Genomic DNA, 20,667 nt, shown 5'->3' with positions numbered 1-20,667 from the left:
CGCAACGTCGGCACAAACACCGGTGCTGCGACGAGCCGTTCCGGCCGTGCTCAGTCGGGACCGCCGTATTCGCCGAACCAGTGTGCGAGCTTGCCGCGGCGGCTGACCGCGCGCAGTCGGCGTTCGGTGGCCTCGCGTTGCGTGCTGGTGGTGACGATGAGCAGTTCATCGCCGGACTCCAGCCAGGTGTCGGGCTGGGGCACGAATGTATGTCCCTTGCGGATGGTCAGGGTGATGACGCTGGGGTCGGGCAGCCGGAGTTCGACGATGGTCACGTAGTGCAGCAGGGACCCGGAGGGAATCGTGATCGTCAGCAGCTCGGCCCCGAGGAAATCCAGGGGTGCGGATTCCACCTGGAGTTCACGGGTGGCTTCGGCGGGGATCAGCCCCAGTCTGCGCGCCAACGGGCGCAGGCTCGGCCCCTGCACCAGCGTGAAGACCGTGACCAGGACGAAGACGATGTCCACCAGGCGGTCGCTGCCGGGGACGCCCTGTACGACGGGGAAGGTGGCCAGCACGATCGGCACTGCTCCCCGCAAACCGGCCCACGACAGGAAGGCCTGCTCCCGCCACGGCACCCTGAACCCGGCCACGGAAGCCAGCACCGAGATGGGCCTGGCCAACAGCAGCAGCACCAGTCCCACGGCCAGTGCGGGCAGCAGCTCGTGATGCAGTTCGCTGGGGGTGACCAGCAGGCCCAGCAGGACGAACAGACCGATCTGGGCGAGCCAGCCCAGCCCCTCGGCGAAGGACCGTGTGGCGGAGCGGTGCGGCAGTCCGGCGTTGGCCAGCACCACTCCGGTGAGGTAGGCGGCGATGAAGCCACTGGCCTGGGCCGCACCGGCGGCGGCGAAGGCCACGATGCCGAGTCCGAAGACGACCAGGGGATACAGACCGGAGGCGGGAAGCGCGATGCGGGGCAGCGCCTTGGCGCCGAGCCAGCCGAGGGCGAGCCCGAGCGCTGCACCGAGGGAAAGCTGGTAGAGCAGGTCACCGGCGATGCTCCACGGCTCCAGCTGCAATGGGGTGGTGCTGAACAGCAGGACCAGGATCACGGTCGGGGCATCGTTGAAGCCGGATTCCGCTTCCAGCAGACCGGCCACCCGCCGGGGCAGCGGCAACACCCGCAGGACGGAGAACACGGCAGCGGCGTCGGTGGAGGAGACGATCGCGCCGAGCAGCAGGGACAGCTGCCAGTCCAGGCCCAGCAGGAGATGCGCGCCCGCGGCGGTGATCACCGTACTGGCGCCGACGCCGACGGTGGCCAATACCCCGGCAGGGGCCAGCAGCCTGCGCACATCGGACCACTTGGTGGTCAGCCCACCTTCGATCAGGATGATTGCCAGGGCCGCCGTACCGAGGTTCTGAGCGATCTGGGCATCGTCGAAATCCACGCCCAGGCCGTCCTCGCCGAGAGCGATACCGACCATCAGGAACACCAGCAGGCTGGGGAGTCCGATGCGGGAGGCAAAGCGCGTGGCGATGATGCTGGCCAGCAGGACGAGGCCGCCCACCAGCAGCGCCAGGTACAGCTGCTGTAAGTTCATCGCATCGCAGAACAGGAAAGCTTACGCGCCAGGGTACGGCCTGCCGGTATGGTGAGGATCCTCGGCCGTGGCCCCGTATCGGTGGCTCTCCGCATTCCGAGGCGGGCGGGTTTCCTCGCTGCGTTCTCGTTGCTCCGGCCGGGATCGGTCTTGTGCAAGGAGCAACTCCCGTCGCCTCGGTGTGATCGACACTGATGTCCCCCGGTACCGGGCGTGATCGTAGTCGTCGCGGGCGAGCGCGATTTTTCCATGGGCACGCCGCCTTCGTAGCGCCGAGGGAGTGCCGGTGTCGGTCCATCGCCGAGCATGCGTTCTCTCGCCTTGAAATCCCTGGTAAATCCCCGGCCGAAGTATCGGCTACGCCGTGCGCGCCATCTATGAACCGGGTGTATAGATGGCGCGTATAAACCGTGTGTATAGTTCTCCCCATGTCGATCGGTCTCACCTTGCTCGGGCTCCTGGAAGGCGGCTCGCGGCACGGTTACGACCTCAAGCGGGCCTACGACGAACGCTTCGGCCAGAACCGTTCCCTGGCATACGGGCAGGTCTACTCGACCCTGTCGCGACTGCTGCGGGACGAGCTGGTTGCCGTGGACGGCGTCGAGTCCGGCGAGGGGCCGGAACGTAAGCGGTACTCGATCACCGATGCGGGCGTGGACACGCTCGAACGGTGGCTGTCCACACCGGAGAAGCCGATTGCCGACCTGCACAACACCCTGTTCACCAAGGTCGTGCTGGCGGTGTTGTCCGGTCGGGACGCCCACGATGTGCTCGACGCCCAGCGCCAAGCGCACATGGAGGTGATGCGTGATCTGACGCGCCGCAAGTCGAAAGCCGACCCGACGGCCCAGCTCGTGCACGACTTTTCGCTGTTTCACCTGGAAGCCGACCTGCGGTGGCTCGAACTGGCCGTGAGCCGCCTCGAACAACTCACCAAGGAGATCGCTCCATGACCATGGACGCACCACCCGATCACCGGGAGGGCGCCGAACCGGTACTGGCCGGTTCGGACCTGTACCTGTCCTTCGGCCCGACACCGGCATTGCGGGGGGCGGGCCTGTCCATCGGTGCCGGGGAGACAGTGGCCGTGACAGGATCGTCCGGCTCGGGCAAGTCGACGCTGTTGCACTGCCTGGCGGGCATCCTCGCGCCGGAACACGGCCGGGTGCACTACGGCGGCCGCGACATCACGGCCCTGTCCGACGAACAGCGCAGCGCGCTGCGCCGCACCGACTTCGGTTTCGTGTTCCAGTTCGGCCAACTGGTCCCGGAACTGACCGTGGCCGAAAATGTCGCCCTGCCGTTGCGGCTGGCGGGTGTGCGTCACAAGGAGGCACGGCGGCGGGCCGCGCACTGGCTGGAGCGGCTCGAGGTGACCGCGATCGCCGATCACCGTCCCGGGGAGATCTCCGGTGGGCAGGGACAGCGCACCGCCGTGGCCAGGGCGCTGGTGGCCGACCCGGTCGTCGTCTTCGCCGACGAACCGACCGGGGCTCTGGACTCCCTGGCCGGTGAGCAGGTGATGACCCTGCTGTCCGATGTGGCCGAGGAGTCGAACACGGCCGTGGTGCTGGTGACCCACGAAGCTCGGGTGGCCGCCTATGCCGACCGCGAGGTCGTGATCCGGGACGGAAGTACGCAGCAGGAGCAGGAGCCGGCCCGATGAGCAAGCACGACAAGCCCCCGAACTTCCGGGCCCTGCGCACCCGGATCAGCGACTTCCGGCTCGGGGTTCGATTGGCTGTCGGGGGCAACCGGACCCCCTGGGGGCGGCTGATCCTGGCCGCGATCGGGACGGGCCTGGGCGTGGCGGTACTGCTGCTGGCCTCCTCGGTGCCGAACATGTGGCAGGCCCGCGAGGAGGTCCAGGAAGCCCGCTTGGGCGGGATCTACCGCACCGTGCCCAACCAGGATCCCGTGTTGCTGACTGCGCTGCGGGGCACGACGTTTCGTGGTGAACACATTACCGGTCGGGCGTTGCAGCCGCAGGCTCCGGACGCGCCGGTTCCACAGGGAGTGGAACGATTCCCCGGACCGGGTGAGATGGTGGTCTCGCCCGCACTGCAGGACCTGTTGCAAAGCCCGGGCGGGGAACTGTTGCGGCCGCGACTGCCCGGTGAGATCACCGGTGTGATCGACGAGGAAGGGCTGGTCAGCCCCGACGAGTTGCTCTACTACACCGGAGCCACGGACCTGTCGGCAACGGGTACAAGCGTGGCCGCTGTCTATCCGGATTCCGTGCGGAATCGGTCGGACAATACGACGAGTTTGCCGCCGGACCTGTGGGTCGTGCTGGCGTTCGGCGTGACCGCGCTGCTGGTGCCCGTGGTCGTGTTCGTGGCCAGCACCACCCGGCTGGCCGAGGCCGCCCGGTCACGTCGACTGGCCGCTTTGCGACTGGTCGGCGCCGACGGCAACCAGATCCGCCGTATTGCCTCCGGTGAGGCGCTCGTGGGTGCGATGCTCGGAGTGCTGGTCGGGTGGTTGTTCTTCCTCGCCGGACGGCAACTGGCAGGGCACCTGTCGATCATCGGATTCTCCGTGTTCGCCTCCGACATCCACCCCGACTGGTGGGCGGTGCTGCTGGTGACACTGGCCATCCCGGTCATCGCGGTGGCCACCGCCCAGGCGGCCATGCGGAACACGATCATCGAACCGCTGGGAGTGATGCGTCAGGTCACGCCGCGAAAGCGCAGGATGGTCTGGCGGCTGATGCCGATGGCCCTGGGAATCCTCGGTCTGCTCTTCGTCGGGACCGATTCGGGAAGCGCCAGCGAACTCCAGATTCCCTTCCTGGGCTCGATCGTGCTGCTGCTCATCGGCGTGCCGCTGATCCTGCCCTGGGGTGTCGAGCGTGTCGTGCACCGGGTGCATGCGAAGTCGCTGCCGTGGCAGCTCGCGCTGCGGCGGCTGCAGCTCAGCAGCGGCACCGCCGCACGTTCGGTCAGTGCGATCGCCGTGGTCATGACCGGAATCATCGGACTGCAGACGGTCATGGCCACCGCCGCGACCGAGTACACCGATTCCACCTCGGAGCCGAATGCTCCCGTGCTCGAGAAATGGCACGGGGTCTCCGTCAGGGGGAGTCTGGCGGGACCCGAGCGGAGCTTGGAAGGGCTGATCGGTGCTCTGGCGGGCCTCCCGTCGACGCGCGACGTCGAGGGTTTCGCCACCGCGCTGCTCGGGAATACGGATTCTGCGAATACCTATCGCACAACGCACCAGGTCCGGGCGACGATCGCCGACTGCGCCACGCTGAGGGATTTGCGCGATATCACCCGGTGCCGCAACGGCGAGGCCTTCCGGGAATCTCCGCAGGATTCGCAACAGGCACCGAAGTCGCGATCATCGCAGGAACCGGTGCGTGCCGGCGAACGGTTGTCGATCGCGGCCGGCCACTACGATCCCAGGGGTTCGCAGGATCGCGCCACCGAGTCGGCCATCTGGCAGGCACCGCAGGAATTCCGGCGACTCCCGCAGAGCGGGGAAATAATTGGTCCCGTATCCCTGTCCGGCCTGGTGCTGACCCCGCAGGCCGCCGAGGGAATCCCGTGGTGGGCGCGCAGCGTGCAGGTGGGGCTCGATTTCGCGGCCTCGGCACCTCAGGAAGCCATCGAACGGGTGCGTAATGTTGCCGCGGAGTACCTGGATTTCAGTTCGGCGTACCGGCTCACTCCCGACTCCGCGATTGCCACCAATCTCTACGCGATGATCCGTTACGGCCTGCTGCTCGGTGCACTGGTCACCTTCGCGCTCATCGGATGCAGCCTGTTCGTGACGGCGGCCGAACAGATCCAGGAACGACGCAGGCAGACGGCCGTGCTCGCCGCGGTCGGCACCCGCCGCCGAACACTGGGGTGGTCGGCCTTCCTGCAGAACGCCGTACCGATGCTGGTCGCCGTGGTGCTGGCCGTTCTGGTCGGCTTGGCACTGGGTGTACTCGTGGTGATAGTGACCGGAATGGACGAGCTCACCTTCGACCCGTTGGGCATACTGGGCTTGGTGGCGATTGCGGCACTGTCATTGCTGGTGGTCACCGCGCTGACCATGCCCGCCCTGCGCCGGGCCATGCATCCGGACGGTCTGCATACCGAGTGAATTCGAGCCGTGCGGGGTCGGTACCCGACGTGTCGGGTACCGACCCCGCACGTGCATGGCGATGCTTTCATTATTTGCTGATAACTATCATATCAGTGTTGACCGAAATAAATTCTCCAGCCAGCAAGGTCCCACCCGGCAGAGACAGAAAGATGAGGCTAGCCTTGGTTAACCGCTGAGGTGGCTCGGTCTTCACGTGCAGTCGGGATCATCCGGATGCTCTCGGATTCAGTGCTGCCCGGCGGTTTCCTGTGATGCCCAGTAATGCACGTCCGGAGTCCGCCGATGGCCACGAACGCACCGGTCCGCCCCGGGACCGCGACCACGGTCCCCGCCTATGTGGTGTTTCCCGCCCAGGTCACAGGTGTGCGGCGATTGAGTCCGAATCTCGTCCGCATCACCTTCGGCGGTGCGGAGCTGGCCGGGATGACCAGCGGTGGACTGGATCAGCGGAGCAAACTGCTGTTTCCGCTACCGGGCCAGGACGCTCCCCGTCTGCCGGAGGAGGATCCGACGATCCGGGCGGTCCGAGCCATGCCACGACGGCTGCGTCCCGTGCCCCGGACCTACACGATCCGTGCCTACCGCCCGGAGAGCCATGAGTTCGACATCGACTTCGTGGTGCACGGCGACACCGGCCCCGGTTCGGCTTTTGCTCAACGTGCGCGACTCGGAGACCGCATCGGTGTTCTCGGGCCGAACGCGCACTGCGAGCACATCGACCGAGCGGGTGGCGTCGAATACGACCTCGGGATGCTGGGCAGACACACGCTGATCGTCGGCGACGAGACCGCGCTGCCCGCCATCGGCAGTATCCTGGAGACACTGCCTGCGGGGGTACGAGCGACCGCGTTGGTGGAGATTCCGGAAGCCGCCGATGCTCAGTCCTTGGTCACCTCCGCCGAATTGGACATCCACTGGCTTCCCCGGTGCGAACTCGGCAGGCGGCGGGGTACGGCGCTGCTGGAGGAGCTTCGATCCATGCCACTGCCGTCCGACGATGTGTACGCGTGGGTGTCCGGAGAGGCGAGCATGGTCAAGGCAGCCCGGCGACATCTGGTCGACGACCGTGGCCTCGACCGCCGCGCGGTCACCTTCATGGGCTACTGGCGTCCGGGAACGACCGAGGACCCGCAGAACGATCGCGGCTGAGCCCGGAGTTTTCTCGGCGCCACCAGGAGAAACCCGTGTCGATCGGCTTGCGCTGTGCTCGGTTTTCCTCGGTGCGACGGCTACCGACGTCGGCGTCGGTCCAGGTGGATATCCCACACCGTCCACATGATGCCGCCGAGCGCGACGACGGAAAGCAGTATCAAGATCAGGTTTTCCGTCACGACGACCCTCCTTGGTGGAAAACGGTCAACCGTGAACGTTGCTGATGCTCACTGAAGGCAGTATCGAGCTTGCTGCATGTCGTGAGCCTGCGTCAAGCAGTGCGGAGAGGAGGCTCTCGACATGGAGTCGGTGCGAACACTGCCTGTTCGGCCGTGTCGGATCCCCTGCGATCTCCCGTAGTGTCAGCGGGGAGAACAGGTTCCACACGATGACGTGACAGTTCGGCTCGCTTTCATCAGCGAGCCGACAAGGGATGAACACCATAGACTGGTGGCGATCCCATATCGGGCACGCTCGGTGATCACCGTGCTCGAGGCGAGCCACACACAAACAGCATGCGAGGGATTCTCCGGCAGCCGGTGATGAATGCGATCACCGTGCCGGAGCCCACCGCGCCAGGGGGAGGTGACCGGGACGGATGTTCACCAACGGTGCGCCGGCCGACGGAGGGATCGCCGCATGAGACAGACGCAGGCACAGTCACGGGACAACGACACGCGCAGCAATGGTGACGCGGTTTCCGCGCACGGACCTGCCACACAGCAGCGATGGCGTGTGGTTGCGCCCACGCCGAAAGCACTGTCCGCGGCCCTGCGCCCGAGGGGTCTCCGAACGGTCCTGGCATTCACGGCGGGCAGGACGGCCGCCACCCTGTCCCGACGTCTGGGGATGGGAAGTGGTGCCATCATCGGCGGCCGTGTGGCGATGACGGTGCAGCCGAGAGCCCTGCCGCATCTGGTGCGGGGCACCCGCGTGGTCATGATCACCGGCACGAACGGCAAGACGACCACGACCCAGATGGTGGCTGAAGCGCTGCGAGCATCGGGGGAGACGGTCAGCAACGCCACCGGCGCCAACATGCTCGATGGTCATGTCGCGGCCTTGATGATGCGGCCACAGGCATCCTATGCCGCTCTCGAGGTCGACGAGTTGCACCTGGCCCAGGTGACGGGGCAGTTCGAGCCGGCGGTGATCGTGCTGCTCAACCTCACCCGGGACCAGCTCGACAGGGTCGGTGAGATCCGCACCGTCGAGCACAGCATCCGCCGGGCGCTGCGGCAGGCACCGGGGGCGCATGTGGTCGCCAATTCCGACGATCCCAATGTTGTTTCGGCGGCCGCCGACCATCCGAACGTCACCTGGATCTCAGGGGGAGGGCGTTGGAAGGACGATGCCCTCAACTGCCCACGGTGCGGTGCCTTCCTCGAGAATGTCGATCACGATTGGCGGTGCTCCTGCGGGTTGTCGCGCCCGGCGGCGGACTGGACCGTCGACGCGTCCGGCCTGACCGGGCCGGACGGTGCTCATCACGAGCTTTCCCTGCGACTGCCCGGGCAGGTGAACCGGACCAATGCCGCGTTTGCGTTGGCGGCGGCACGGGAACTGGGCGGCGGGATCGAAGCGGTACTGGCCCGTATCGGCAGCATCGATCAGGCCCACGGCCGCTACGGCACGGTGGTGCTGGCAGGGCGGACCGTGCGGTTGTTGCTGGCCAAGAACCCGGCGAGCTGGCTGGAGATGCTCGATCTGGTTTCGACGCATCGGCGACCGCTGATCCTCGTGGTCAACAGCCAGGAAGCCGACGGTTACGACGTGTCGTGGCTGTGGGACATCGCCTTCGAGTCACTGGAGGATCGTGGGGTGACGGTGGCGGGGGAGCGTGCCCTGGATCTGGCCGTGCGTCTGCGCTATGCCGGGGTGCGCTGTGAGGTCGCTTCGAGCGTGCCTGCCGCGCTGGCGGCGATGTCCGAGGACACGCCGGACGTGATCGCCAACTACACGGCTTTCCGTGACCTGTTCGCGAAGGGCACGAAACCATGACGAGTGAATCGGTACTGCGTATCGCGGTGGTCCTGCCGGACCTGCTGGGCACCTACGGTGATCGGGGCAATGCGATCGTGTTGCAGCGGCGACTGGAGTGGCGGGGTATTCCCAGTGAGATCGTGACGATCCTGTCCGCATCGGATCCGGTTCCCGACTCCTGCGACATCTACCTCCTCGGTGGTGGCGAGGACGTCGCCCAGCAAGCAGCAGTGCGGTTCCTGTCCCGCGGGCGGGGGCTGCAGCGCGCTGCGCATGCGGGGGTGCCCGTGCTGGGTATCTGCGGTGGGTTGCAGGTGCTGGGAACTCGCTTCCGAACCGGCGACGGAGCACAGCACGACGGGATCGGCCTGGTCGACGTCGTCAGCGAGCCGGGACACGGCCGCGCGATCGGTGAGGTGACGGCCGATTCCACGCTCGCCGGTGTCGGTACGCTGACCGGTTTCGAAAACCATCTCGGTCGCACGGAACTCGCCGACGGAGCCCGCCCCCTCGGCCATGTCCGGCACGGCATCGGAAACGGGTACGGCGAAGTGGAGGGTGTGGTCAGCGGCCACATCGTCTGCACCTACCTGCATGGTCCGATCCTGGCGCGCAATCCGGCGTTGACCGACACCATCCTGGAATGGGCCGTCGGTGGGGCGCTTGCCGAACTGCCCGAGTTTCCGGAGCTGACCGCGTTGCGCGCCGAACGCACTCGTGCGGTCGGTAGCGGGAGGGCGTGAGCGGCGGTGCTCACTCGCGACGGACCAGCCGCCGGAGTCGTTCGGTGGCCGGTGCGAGTTCGGGGACCCGAAACAGCGCCAGCAAGCCGAAACTGAGTACGAGGATCACCGCGCTTTCCACGCTGAGCGCAAGCCAGGCCGACGGCACCGGTGCGAGTGGCCCCGTCAACGCGCGGATACCGCCGAGTGCGGCGATGGCGGCTGCGGAGGCCACGCCCGAGGCGGCAGCGGCACGTGCGATGCTGATCAGGGCACTGCCGGTGCGTAGTCGCCCCAGTCGTGCGTGCAGCCAGATCTGGCCGACGATGGCGCCGAGCAGAAAGCTCAGCGACATCGCGACGGCGACCCCCATGACCAGGTGCTGCGGGTCGAGCACGGCCAGGGATACGTAGCACAGGACGCTGCGGACGGCGACCATGATCGCGTTGATGATCGCCGGGGTGCGTGAGTCCTTCAGGGCGTAGAAAGCCCGTAGCTGCAGCATGGTGATCGCGAACGGCACCATGCCTGCGGCGAAGAAGCCCAGCGTGATTCCCAGCCGGTCCGCGGCGGCCACACTGCCCTGGCCGAGCGAGAAGAACGCGACGCCGATGGCGTCACCTGCCACGAGCATGAGCGCGCTGATCGGCATGAGCAGCACCGTGCTCATCCGGGTGCCCAGAGAAAGGTCACTGACGAAATTCTCGGTGTCCTGCTCGGTGGCAGCGCGACTGATCCGGGGCATGAGTGCGGTCAGCAGAGATACGCCGAGTACCCCGTAGGGCATTTGGGACAGCAGCCAGGCGTAGTGAAACGTGGCCACACTGCCCGGAGTGCCCTGGCTGGTGACGCGGATGGCCACCATCATGCCGATCTGACTGAAGATCGTGTAGACCAGCACCCAGAACGCCAGCGAACCGAACTCGGACAGCCGGTGGTCCCATCCCCAGCGCCAGCGGAACCGGAAACCGGTGCGTTTGAGCACCAGCACCATGGTCACGGCCTGCAAGGTGATGCCCAGGGCGGTGCCGATTCCCAGGATCAGCAGCTTGGTATCACCCATGCGGACCGGGTGGGTGGAGATCTCCCCCGGTACTGCCGTATACACCCCCAGGGTGATGATCACGACAAGGTTGTTGACCACCGGAGCCCATGCGGGTGGGCCGAACACTCCGCGGACGTTGAGGATCGCGGCCAACAGGGCGGACATGCCGTAGAAGACGACGCCGGGTAAGAGCAGGTAGGCGAATGCGGTGGTCAGCGCGGCGTTGGCGCGTGTCTGCGAGCCGAGGTAGAGATCGGTGAGCAGGGGAGCCGCCGCCACGGCCAGCGCGGTGGCACCGACCAGCAGCACCGCGCCCATCGTCATCATCCACTGGGCATAGGACTCGCCGTGTTCGGGCCCGTCCTGTTGGGCGCGAACGAGCAGTGGGACGGCGATGCTGGTGAGCACACCGCCGAGGAGGAGTTCGTTGATCACCGTCGGCAGGGTGTTGGCCACCGTGTAGGAGTCGTTGATGACGCCGAGGCCGAGCACGGCCACCAGGAGCACCTTGGCGAGCAGGCCGCTGATCCGGCTGGTCATGGTGGCCACGGCCATGGCCCCGCTGGCTCTGCTCAAGGAGGGGGAGCGGGGTTCCGCCGGTGTTTTGGCCTGGTCGACCACAGCAGTCCTCGTTTTCGATCAGTGCCGTCGGTGCCGGTTCCGTGTGCAACCGGAGGTAGGGCCGGTCAGCCCGACGGTAACGAAGACGGCGATGTCCGTCCGGGTGAATTTTCCGGTGTTGGAGGATGCGGCGCCCGGGGCGGTTATTGCCGGGTTGCCGCCCGGATACGCAAAGGTGCTGCGCAAAGAACTGCGGGAGTCTCGGACGGCACGCATACTTGCCTCAGGCGCGACATGCGGCTCCTGGGGGTGGGGCGATGAACAGTGGCGAGGTTTTCGAGGATTTTCCGGAGTGGATCGTTTGTCTGGACGCGTGGAGGCATGGGGGGATCGCCTGTGCGGTCGGCTCGGTCGGTGGCTTCCTGTACGGATTGGCCAGGATCATGCGGTTGCGTGCCGGATGGAGCCGGTACCGGCCCGAGTGGGAGCTCAGTGGTGCCGAAGCGCGGGCACTGTCCGCGGACAATCTCGGTGCTTGGGCTGCGTTCCGGGCCGTGCCCGCCTCCCGGTACTGGTCGCAGGAAGTGCTCGCCCGGCTGGCCACCGTCGGGACCGCGGACCTGGTCGCATGGGATCAGTGCGGTCATGCGTGGGCGGTCGCGAAAGTCCGAAGCGACGTCGACGACTTCGTGGACACGATCACCCGGTCGATATCCCGACCTCTGCGCAGGCATCCGCCGCCGGGATGAGTGCGCGAGTCGCTACCGTCGGCAACTCCCGATGCCCACCTCCGCACATCATCGACCGCCGAGCCGGCCACGGCGAGTCCGCTGTGGACATCACTTCAGCAGTGTCCTGGCCATGACCATGCGCTGGATCTGGTTGGTGCCCTCGTAGATCTGGGTGATCTTGGCATCGCGCATCATCCGCTCGACCGGGAAGTCGCGGGTGTAGCCTGCGCCACCGAACAGCTGCACCGCGTTGGTGGTGACCTCCATGGCCACATCGGAGGCGTAGCACTTGGCCGCTGCCGAGATGAACCCGAGCTCGCCCTCACCGCGCTCGGCGCGTGCGGCCGAGACGTAGACCATGTGGCGGGCGGCCTCGATCTTCATCGCCATGTCGGCGAGCATGAACTGCACGCCTTGGAAGTCGGCGATGGCCGTGCCGAACTGCTTGCGTTCCTTGACGTAGTCGACCGCGGCATCCAGTGCACCCTGGGCGATGCCCAGGGCCTGCGCACCGATGGTGGGGCGGGTGTGATCCAGGGTGCGCAGGGCCGTTTTGAATCCGGTGCCCGGTTCGCCGATGATGCGGTCGCCGGGGATGGTGCAGTCGTTGAAGTGGATTTCGGCAGTCGGCGACCCCTTGATGCCCAGCTTCTTCTCCTTGCCGCCGACCTCGAAACCCGGGTCGTCGGCGTGCACGACGAAGGCGCTGATGCCGTTGGCTCCCTGGTCGGGGTCGGTCACGGCCATGACCGTGTACCAGCTCGATTCTCCGCCGTTGGTGATCCAGCACTTGGTGCCGTTGAGTACCCAGTTGTCGCCGTCTTGCCGGGCGCGGGTTTTCATCGAGGCCGCGTCCGAGCCCGCCTCGCGTTCGGACAGGGCGTAGGAGGCCATCGCAGCACCGGAGGCGATCGAGGGCATCACCTGCTGCTTGAGCTCCTCGGAGGCCGACAGCAGGATCGGCATGGTGCCGAGCTTGTTGACCGCCGGGATCAGTGACGAGGAACCGCACACGCGGGCGACCTCCTCGATGACGATGCAGGTCGCCACCGAGTCCGCACCCTGGCCGCCGTAGGAATCGGGGACGTGCACCGCCGCGAAACCGGACTTGACCAGTGCCTCGAAGGCCTCGCGCGGGAAGCGTTCCTGCTCGTCGCACTCGGCGGCGTAGGGGGCGATCTCCTTTTCGGCCATCGCCCGCACCGCCTCGCGCAGGGCATTGTGCTCGTCGGCCAACTGGTAGGTCTCGAAGCTGGGATTCACCACGCGCCTCCTGTCCGCAGCGTTACCGCTGATCGTGCCTGATTCGGTCCCGGCATCAGGCAGGGCAGGGAGGGACCTCGTGCCGAGAACCGGACCGTGGGAACGGCCGCCTGCATGCCGCAACACCGATCGTAACGGCACTGAGTGCCATTAGCAATCCGCTCCTGTTACATTTCGGTCATGCCCGAGGCCGCCGCACCCGCCCCGAAGCCCCGCGCCGGACGCACCGTCACCGGACGCAGGCGACTTCGCAGCGCGCTCGCGGTGGCCGCGCTGGACCTGTTCGCCGCGCAGGGCTACGAGGCCACCACGGTCGAGGACATCGCCGAGGAGGTCGGCGTCGGCCGTCGGACGTTCTTCCGGTACTTCCGGTCCAAGGAGGAAGTCGTCTTTCCCGATCACGACGAGCGACTCGCTGCCGTGGTCGAACGCTTGGAGGCCGCCGACACCGCCGAATCACCGTTGTCGGTGGTCGGTGACACGGCCGAGGTGGTGCTGGAGATGTATCTGGCCGAACCGGAGATCTCGCTCAAGCGCTTCGCATTGACCCGAACGGTGCCGTCGCTGCGGGACAGGGAGATCGCCAGCATCGACCGCTACCAGCGTGTCTTCGCCCGTTACCTGCGGTACCGGTACGGCGAGGAGCCCCACGGTGACCTGCGCGCGGCGGTGGGGGCTGCCGCAGTCGTCGCCACGCACAACCACATCCTGCGGCAATGGCTCAGAAGCGGCGGCGCCACCGACGCGCACGGCGCGCTGCGCGAAGCACTCCGACTTGTCGCCGCAGCAGTGGAGGATTCCTGGGGCGGGCAGGAGACACGCCGCGAGGCCGAGTCCACCGACCAGGTCGTGGTCGGTGTGGTGAAAACGGCCGCCTCCGCAGCGGATGTCCGGGCACGGATCGAGGATGTGCTCCGCGAGCTGCCGGACGAGTAAGCTCATGGCACCCGGTGCCATGAGGCCTCGCAAATTACATGCCATCATTATTTAGTAATTATTACTGTTTCAGTGTTGAGTAAAATAAATCCTTCACCCAACACACCACCAACACCGCAACGACAAGCGAAAATCGATCAACCCGGAAACCCTGGCCAAGAAGCACCCTGATAGCTTGCCGCTGCCAGTCGAACCCTTGATGGGCCAGGGAATCCGGTGCGAATCCGGAGCTGACGCGCAGCGGTGAGGGTGACGGGCGAGGCATTGGCCACTGGATGAGCATCCGGGAAGGCGCCTCGTCCGCGTGATCCCGAGTCCGAAAACCTGCTGGCATCTCCGGGCTGCTACTGCGGCCCGGGGCACAACCGCCAGACTCCGCGACTGAGTCTTTGAGGGAAAGGGATCGCCATGGCGCCATCGCGCCGTATGCTGCCGCTTGCCGGTTCGCTCGTGTTCATCGTGGGACTGCTCACTGCGTGTGGTGGGGACTTCCCCACCGGCAGGGTAGAGGAGAGCATCGCGGGTTACCCGAGAACGATCGAAAACGGTGGCAGGGAGATCACGCTCGAATCCCCGCCCGAGCGGGCGGTCTCGCTCAATCAGGGATCGACCGAGATCCTGTTGTCTCTCGGTCTCGCCGACAGGATGGTCGGCACCGCGACGTGGACCGATCCGGTACTGCAAGGACTCGAGGCGGCGAATGCCACGGTTCCCCGGCTGGCGGACAACGAGCCTTCCTTCGAGCGGGTGCTGGCCGAGGAACCGGACTTCGTGTCGGCTTCGTTCGAGGCCACCGTGCAAAGAGTCGCTTCACGCGCCGACTTCGGCGAACTTGGTGTGCCCCTGTACGTATCCCCGGCCGACTGCATCAAGAACAACGAGGGGGATGGCGATGGCCGGCGTGGCAAGCTGTTGACGATGCGGAGCATCTACGGCGCGGTTCGCGATATCGCGCGGGTTTTCGGAGTCGAGCAGCGCGGCGAGGAACTGGTCGCCGCGCTGCGGGGACGGATGAACAAGGCCACTGAGGACATCGATGCCTCCGGTGTGACCATGCTGTACTGGTTCGCGAACTCCGAGTCGCCGTACATGGCCGGTTGCTGCGGCGCGCCGGGCATCATCACCGATGCGGTCGGGGCGAAGAACGTCTTCGATGACACCCGTGCGGAATGGCCACAGGTCAACTGGGAAACCGTCGCCGCCCGCAATCCCGATGTTCTTGTTCTCGGCGATCTCACCCGCCGGAGTCAGACCGCCGAAACGGCGGCGAGCAAAATCGAGTTCCTCGAGTCCAACCCGGTCACTCGGCACATGGCGGCGGTTCGCAACCAGCGGTACATCCTGCTGAGTGGTGCCGCCATGAATCCCTCGATCCGCACGGTCAACGGGGTGGAGAAGGTGGCCGGGGCGCTGCGCGCATTCGGGCTCGCCGGTTGAGTGCGCTCTCGACCCGCGCCGGAGTCCGGGGGACGGCCACCTTGTGGGTTGGTGGCCTGGTGCTGCTGGTCCTGTCCATTGCGTTTGCGATCACGATCGGTCCTGCCGACCTCGCTCTCGGCGCTGTCTGGGCGGTCGTCGCCGAGCACATCGGTCTGGGTGAGTCGGGGCTTTCGCTGATTCGCGACGGGATCGTTTGGCAGCTGCGTCTTCCGCGCACGTTGCTGGCCGCTGTGTGCGGTGCGGGTCTGGGAATGTGCGGGGTGGTCATGCAGTCGCTGCTGCGCAATCCGCTCGCCGATCCGTTCGTGCTCGGCATTTCCTCGGGCGCATCCACGGGTGCGGTGCTGGTGGTGGTGCTGGGGATCGGCAGCGGCATGGTGTCGCTGTCCACCGGCGCGTTTTTCGGGGCACTGTGTTCGTTCGCCCTTGTCCTGCTGCTGGCCCGTGCGGTGGGCGGGACGCCGGACCGTGTGCTGCTGGCCGGTGTCGCGGCAATGCAGCTGTTCTCGGCGCTGACCTCGTTCATCGTGATGTCCTCGGCCGATGCCGAGCAGACGCGTGGGGTGCTGTTCTGGTTGCTGGGATCGTTGAGTGGCGCGGACTGGTTCGACGTGGGGCTGTGTGCTTGTGTCCTGGGCATCGTGCTACTGGTGTGTGCTGCCAAGGCCACTGTGCTCGATGCGTTCACTTTCGGGCAGGATGCCGCGGCCTCGCTGGGGGTCTCCGTGGCCCGGAGCCGGTCGTTGCTTCTCCTGGTGACCGCATTGCTGACGGCGACGTTGGTGAGTGCCGCCGGGGCGATCGGGTTTGTCGGGCTCGTGCTGCCGCATGCCGCTCGCGCGATTGTCGGTCCCGGTCATCGCAGGCTGCTACCGACCACGGCACTGGTCGGAGGGATCTTTTTGGTGTGGGTCGACACCGTCGCGCGTACAGCCCTGGATCCCCAAGAGCTTCCGGTCGGTGTGATGACCTCGCTGATCGGGGTGCCTGCGTTCGTGTTGATCCTCTACCGGAGTCGGCGGCCGCAGTGATCGTGCGCGGGGGAGTTCTGCGATGAGTTTGCGTGCCGAGAACGTTTCGTGGCAGGCCGGTGGCCGGATGATCGTCGATGGTGTCAGCCTCGAAGCCCACCCGGGGTCGACGATCGGGCTGCTCGGGCCGAACGGTTCGGGCAAGTCGACGCTGTTGCGGCTGCTGGCTGGTGTGCGGGCCACGTCGTCGGGCGTGGTGAGCCTCGATGGTGTCTCGTTGGGAAAGCTGGGTCGTACGGCGGTGGCGCGGCAGGTCGCGGTTGTGGAGCAGCATGCGACCACCGAGGTCGACATGAGTGTGCTCGACGTCGTCCGGCTGGGCCGCATTCCGCACCGTCGGGCATGGTCCGCGCTTTCGGTTGACGACGATTCCGCGGTGCGCACGGCCCTCGAGTACACCAGGCTGGAGGACAAGCTCGCGCAGTCGTGGCATACGTTGTCCGGGGGTGAGCGTCAGCGGGTGCAGATCGCCCGTGCCCTCGCCCAAGAGCCGCGAGAGCTGCTGCTGGACGAGCCGACGAACCATCTCGACATCCAGCACCAGCTGGAACTGCTCGCACTCGTCGTCCGTATCCCGGTCACCAGTGTGATCGCATTGCATGATCTCAACCTGGCCGCGATGTTCTGCGATCGTCTCGTGGTGCTCACGGAAGGCCGGGCTGTGGCGGCGGGTACTCCGGCGCGGGTGCTCACCGAGGAGCTCATCGCCGACGTCTACAACGTCAACACCGTTGTGACCCCGGACGGGCCGGGTGGCCGCCCTTCTGTGCGTTTCTTGCCTTTCGAGGATTTCACCGGCCACAGAGCGAGTGCTTCGTCAGCAGAGCATGGGCCTTGACAGTGATCTCCGTTTGCTTCGGCAAGGGGTCCGCTGTGGGGAAGGAAAAAACGGGGTCTTTGCCGCGCGTGGCGGCAAAGACCCCGTTGAAGACGGCCATGCCGGTCAGTGCGTGGTGGCCTTTTCGGCGCCCGCTCCGGTCAGCGAGCGCACCTCCATCTCGGCGTATTTGGCTGCGTTGTGTTCGCTCGAGAGTACGGTGCCGAGCCAGCCGAAGAAGAACGACAGCGGGATGGACACCAGCCCGGGATTTTGCAGTGGGAACCAGTGGAAGTCGACACTGCTGATCATGGAGCTTTCGCTGCCGGAGACCGCGGGGGAGAAGATGATCAGCACGATTGCCGTGGCCAGTCCGCCGTAGATGCTCCACAGTGCTCCGGAGGTGTTGAACCGTTTCCAGAACAGCGAGTACAGCAGCGTGGGCAGGTTCGCCGAGGCGGCCACGGCGAAGGCCAGTGCGACGAGGAAGGCCACGTTCTGGTTCTTGGCGAGGATGCCGCCGACGATGGCGAATGCCCCGATCACCACGGCGGTGATCCGGGCGACCCTGACCTCGGCGTTCTTGCTGTCGACCTGTCCCTTTTTGATCACGTTGGCGTAGATGTCGTGGGCGAAGGAGGCCGAGGCGGTGATCGTCAGGCCTGCGACCACAGCCAGGATGGTGGCGAAGGCGACGGCGGCGATGAAGCCCATCAGCACGGGTCCGCCCAGAGCCTGTGCGAGCAGCGGTGCTGCCGAGTTCACTCCGCCGGGGGCGTTCCTGATCGCCTCCGGTCCGACCATGGCGCCGGCGCCGTATCCGAGGATCAGGGTGAACAGGTAGAACAGGCCGATCAGGACGATGGCCCACACCACGGAGCGGCGGGCGTCCTTGGCCGTGGGCACGGTGTAGAAGCGCATCAGCACGTGGGGGAGTCCGGCTGTGCCGAACACCAGGGCCAGGCCGAGGGAGAGGAAGTCGAGCTTGCTCATCGCGGATTCGCCGTACTTGGCGCCGGGGTTGAGGAGCTTTTCGCCTCCTTCGCCTGCTCGGTCCACTGCTGCTTGCATCAGCCCGGAGAGGTTGAAGCCGTACGTGGCGAACACCCAGATGGTCATGGCTGCTGCTCCGGCGATGAGCAGGCCGGCTTTGATGATCTGTACCCAGGTGGTGCCTTTCATACCGCCGACCAGGACATACACGATCATGATGATGCCGACGATGGCGATCACGATGCCTTGGCCGACCTCGCCGGTGATGCCGAGCAGCAGTGAGACGAGGACGCCGGCGCCTGCCATCTGCGCGAGCAGGTAGAAGAAGCTCACCGCGAGTGTGGAGGTCGCTGCCGCCGCGCGGACGGGGCGCTGTCGCATCCGGAAGGCGAGTACGTCACCCATGGTGAACTTGCCGGTGTTGCGGAGTAATTCGGCGACCAGCAGCAATGCCACGAGCCAGGCGACGAGGAATCCGATCGAGTAGAGGAATCCGTCGTAGCCGTACAGCGCGATCGCACCGGCGATGCCGAGAAAGGATGCTGCGGAAAGGTAGTCACCGGAGATGGCGATGCCGTTCTGGGGGCCGGAGAAGGCGCGTCCGGCGGCGTAGTAGTCGGAGGCGGTTTTGGTGTTGCGGCTTGCCCGGAACACCACGAGCAGAGTGATCGCGACGAAGGCCGCGAAGATGCTGATGTTCAGGGCCGGGTTGGTGCCCTCGATGCTCTGTGCGAGGGTGTTCATTCCGTGTCTCCCTCGACCTCGCTGCGGATCTTGCTTGCGATCGGGTCCAGATTGCGGTTGGCATGGCGCACGTACAGCGCTGTGATCACGAAGGTGGACACGAACTGGAGCAAGCCGAAGACCAGGCCGATGTTGATGTTGCCGACGAGTTTGATGGACATGAATCCGTGGGCGTAGTCGGCCAGCAGGATGTAGAGCAGGTACCAGGCCAAAAACAGGCCGGTCATCGGGAATACGAAGGTCCGCAGCCGCCTGCGTAGGGCGACAAATTCCGCGCTGGAATGGACCTCGCTCCACACATCGGGCTCGGATGGCCCGGTCACGGGGTCTGTGGTACTCAACGAATGCCTCTCTGCGTGTGACGAATAGTCGGCGATACGTTAGGCAGGTCACATTCGTTTGGGTATCCTCATCGGCTCGATCGACGGTTTGTGCGACGAGCGGTTCACGAGCGGTGCTCTGCGTGCGTCGAGTGGTCCGAAGGTGTGTCGGTGCGCGCTTTGTGGCGTCGTGGGGTGGTCAGGTGGCGTTGCAGTAGGCCACCACTGCCGTCGGCCCCGGCGCGGCCGCAGCAGCCCGGAGCCTGCTGCGGCCGCGCCGGGGCACGTCTCGACCGGGAGGCGGTTCTCGCCGGGCGTGTTCACAGGCGCGCGTACCAGTCGGCGACAGCCCGGCCGACGGCCTCCGCCGAGTCTTCCTGGAGAAAGTGGGTGCCCGGTACGGTGACCTCGTGCTGGTTCGGCCAGGACCGCACCCATTCCCGCTGGGGTCCGGTCAGGATCATGCCCGGATCGGCGTTGACGAACAATTTCGGTATTGGTGACGAGGCCAGCCACTGGCCGTAGTCGGCGACGATCTCGGACACGTCGGAGGGCTCACCGGCGATGGGTACTTCCCGGGGCCAGGTCAGGGTGGGCCTGCGGTCTTCCCCTGGTTGGCGAAACGGTGCCCGATAGGCCTCCATCTCCTGCTCGGTGAGGGTGCGTAGCATCGAGGAGGGCAGAATTCGTTCCACGAACACGTTCTTGTCGAGAACCATCTCCGCACCGGCCGACGAGCGCAGCTCTTGGAAGGCACCGCGAGCGGACTCGGGCCACTCGTCCCAGCTCACCGGGCGTACGATCGCCTCCATATAGGCGAGGCCCTTGACCGCGTCGCGATGCCGGTTCGCCCAGTCGAACCCGAGTGCCGATCCCCAGTCGTGGATGACGAAAGTGACCCGGTCGCGCACTTCGATCTGTTCGAGCAGTGCCTCGAGGTAGCGACGATGTTCGACGAAGCGGTAGCTGTTCGGGCCGCTGTCCGGCAGTTTCTCGGAATCGCCCATCCCGATCAGGTCCGGTGCCACGCATCGTGCCCGTCTGTCGAGGTGCGGTATGACATTGCGCCACAGATACGACGATGTCGGGTTGCCGTGGAGGAACACGACAGGATCACCCTCGCCGACATCGACGTAGGCCATCTTCCGGCCCAGTACCTCGGTTTCTTTCTTCGGGTGCGGATTCCGCGGCTCGGCCATGCCCACTTCCTACTACGCGCCGCGGTCGTCGGCCAGTTGCCGATCCGGAGAACGTCGGCCTGCTCCCGTGGCCCGCGGTGGC

17 protein-coding genes and 1 riboswitch are annotated in these 20,667 nt (G+C 66.2%); of the genes, 11 read left to right on the top strand and 6 right to left on the bottom strand.

Features of this window, described 5'->3' with window-relative positions; translation table 11 throughout:
- Positions 1–50: 50 nt before the first annotated feature.
- Positions 51–1,547 carry a potassium/proton antiporter gene (locus JOF55_RS00565; RefSeq protein WP_310267856.1) on the bottom strand — a complete coding sequence of 499 codons (1,497 nt, stop codon included), beginning with the start codon at positions 1,545–1,547 and terminating at the stop codon, positions 51–53.
- 428 nt (positions 1,548–1,975) lie between these two features.
- Between JOF55_RS00565 and JOF55_RS00560 the strand changes: the two genes are divergently transcribed.
- The 6 genes from JOF55_RS00560 to JOF55_RS00535 all read left to right on the top strand — a co-directional run bounded on the left by JOF55_RS00560 (position 1,976) and on the right by JOF55_RS00535 (position 9,526).
- Positions 1,976–2,500, top strand: a complete 525-nt coding sequence (locus JOF55_RS00560) for a PadR family transcriptional regulator (protein WP_310267853.1) — start codon at positions 1,976–1,978, stop codon at positions 2,498–2,500.
- A complete protein-coding gene (locus tag JOF55_RS00555; protein ID WP_310267850.1) occupies positions 2,497–3,213 on the top strand; it encodes an ABC transporter ATP-binding protein in 717 nt (238 codons plus the stop codon). Before JOF55_RS00560 ends, JOF55_RS00555 begins: the two co-directional genes overlap by 4 nt.
- On the top strand, positions 3,210–5,645 hold the full coding sequence (locus JOF55_RS00550; RefSeq protein WP_310267847.1) for an FtsX-like permease family protein: 2,436 nt from the start codon (positions 3,210–3,212) through the stop codon (positions 5,643–5,645). The genes JOF55_RS00555 and JOF55_RS00550 overlap by 4 nt, the downstream gene beginning before the upstream one ends.
- A 285-nt stretch (positions 5,646–5,930) precedes the next feature.
- Entirely contained in the window at positions 5,931–6,797 is an 867-nt protein-coding gene (locus tag JOF55_RS00545; RefSeq protein ID WP_310267845.1) for a siderophore-interacting protein, read from the top strand.
- 642 nt (positions 6,798–7,439) lie between these two features.
- Positions 7,440–8,801: a Mur ligase family protein gene (locus JOF55_RS00540; protein ID WP_310267839.1), complete on the top strand. Its 1,362-nt coding sequence runs from the start codon at positions 7,440–7,442 to the stop codon at positions 8,799–8,801.
- Positions 8,798–9,526: a type 1 glutamine amidotransferase gene (locus JOF55_RS00535; RefSeq protein ID WP_310267836.1), complete on the top strand. Its 729-nt coding sequence runs from the start codon at positions 8,798–8,800 to the stop codon at positions 9,524–9,526. Before JOF55_RS00540 ends, JOF55_RS00535 begins: the two co-directional genes overlap by 4 nt.
- A gap of 10 nt (positions 9,527–9,536) precedes the next feature.
- Here the strand turns inward: JOF55_RS00535 and murJ are convergent, their stop codons facing one another.
- Entirely contained in the window at positions 9,537–11,105 is a 1,569-nt protein-coding gene (gene murJ, locus JOF55_RS00530) for a murein biosynthesis integral membrane protein MurJ (protein ID WP_374727334.1), read from the bottom strand.
- Positions 11,106–11,428: 323 nt separating this feature from the next.
- Between murJ and JOF55_RS00525 the strand changes: the two genes are divergently transcribed.
- Positions 11,429–11,860, top strand: coding sequence for a hypothetical protein (locus JOF55_RS00525; RefSeq protein WP_310267829.1), 432 nt, complete (start codon positions 11,429–11,431; stop codon positions 11,858–11,860).
- A gap of 90 nt (positions 11,861–11,950) precedes the next feature.
- On the opposite strand, the gene JOF55_RS00520 is transcribed toward JOF55_RS00525, so the two are convergent.
- A complete protein-coding gene (locus JOF55_RS00520; RefSeq protein WP_310267827.1) occupies positions 11,951–13,105 on the bottom strand; it encodes an acyl-CoA dehydrogenase in 1,155 nt (384 codons plus the stop codon).
- A 180-nt stretch (positions 13,106–13,285) separates the two neighbouring features.
- Here JOF55_RS00520 and JOF55_RS00515 point away from each other — a divergent pair, with 180 nt between their 5' ends.
- From JOF55_RS00515 to JOF55_RS00500, 4 genes are all read left to right on the top strand, one after another.
- Positions 13,286–14,041 carry a TetR family transcriptional regulator gene (locus JOF55_RS00515; protein ID WP_310267826.1) on the top strand — a complete coding sequence of 252 codons (756 nt, stop codon included), beginning with the start codon at positions 13,286–13,288 and terminating at the stop codon, positions 14,039–14,041.
- A 168-nt stretch (positions 14,042–14,209) separates the two neighbouring features.
- Positions 14,210–14,387, top strand: a riboswitch (cobalamin riboswitch).
- A 62-nt stretch (positions 14,388–14,449) separates the two neighbouring features.
- The gene (locus tag JOF55_RS00510) at positions 14,450–15,478 is read left to right on the top strand and encodes an ABC transporter substrate-binding protein (RefSeq protein ID WP_310267824.1); all 1,029 of its coding nucleotides are present in this window, start codon (positions 14,450–14,452) and stop codon (positions 15,476–15,478) included.
- On the top strand, positions 15,475–16,512 hold the full coding sequence (locus JOF55_RS00505; protein ID WP_310267819.1) for a FecCD family ABC transporter permease: 1,038 nt from the start codon (positions 15,475–15,477) through the stop codon (positions 16,510–16,512). The genes JOF55_RS00510 and JOF55_RS00505 overlap by 4 nt, the downstream gene beginning before the upstream one ends.
- 22 nt (positions 16,513–16,534) lie before the next feature.
- Positions 16,535–17,350, top strand: coding sequence for an ABC transporter ATP-binding protein (locus JOF55_RS00500; protein WP_310267817.1), 816 nt, complete (start codon positions 16,535–16,537; stop codon positions 17,348–17,350).
- 105 nt (positions 17,351–17,455) lie between these two features.
- Here JOF55_RS00500 and JOF55_RS00495 read toward each other — a convergent pair whose 3' ends face one another.
- From JOF55_RS00495 to JOF55_RS00485, 3 genes are all read right to left on the bottom strand, one after another.
- Entirely contained in the window at positions 17,456–19,066 is a 1,611-nt protein-coding gene (locus JOF55_RS00495; protein WP_310267814.1) for a monocarboxylic acid transporter, read from the bottom strand.
- Positions 19,063–19,407 carry a DUF485 domain-containing protein gene (locus JOF55_RS00490; protein WP_374727194.1) on the bottom strand — a complete coding sequence of 115 codons (345 nt, stop codon included), beginning with the start codon at positions 19,405–19,407 and terminating at the stop codon, positions 19,063–19,065. Before JOF55_RS00490 ends, JOF55_RS00495 begins: the two co-directional genes overlap by 4 nt.
- Positions 19,408–19,706: 299 nt before the next feature.
- Positions 19,707–20,585 carry a haloalkane dehalogenase gene (locus tag JOF55_RS00485; RefSeq protein WP_310267807.1) on the bottom strand — a complete coding sequence of 293 codons (879 nt, stop codon included), beginning with the start codon at positions 20,583–20,585 and terminating at the stop codon, positions 19,707–19,709.
- Positions 20,586–20,667: the final 82 nt, after the last annotated feature.

The sequence above is a fragment of the Haloactinomyces albus genome, assembly GCF_031458135.1.
Lineage (GTDB): Bacteria > Actinomycetota > Actinomycetes > Mycobacteriales > Pseudonocardiaceae > Haloactinomyces > Haloactinomyces albus.
Note: the sequence above shows the minus strand (reverse complement) of the source record. Positions and strands in the feature narration are given on the sequence as shown.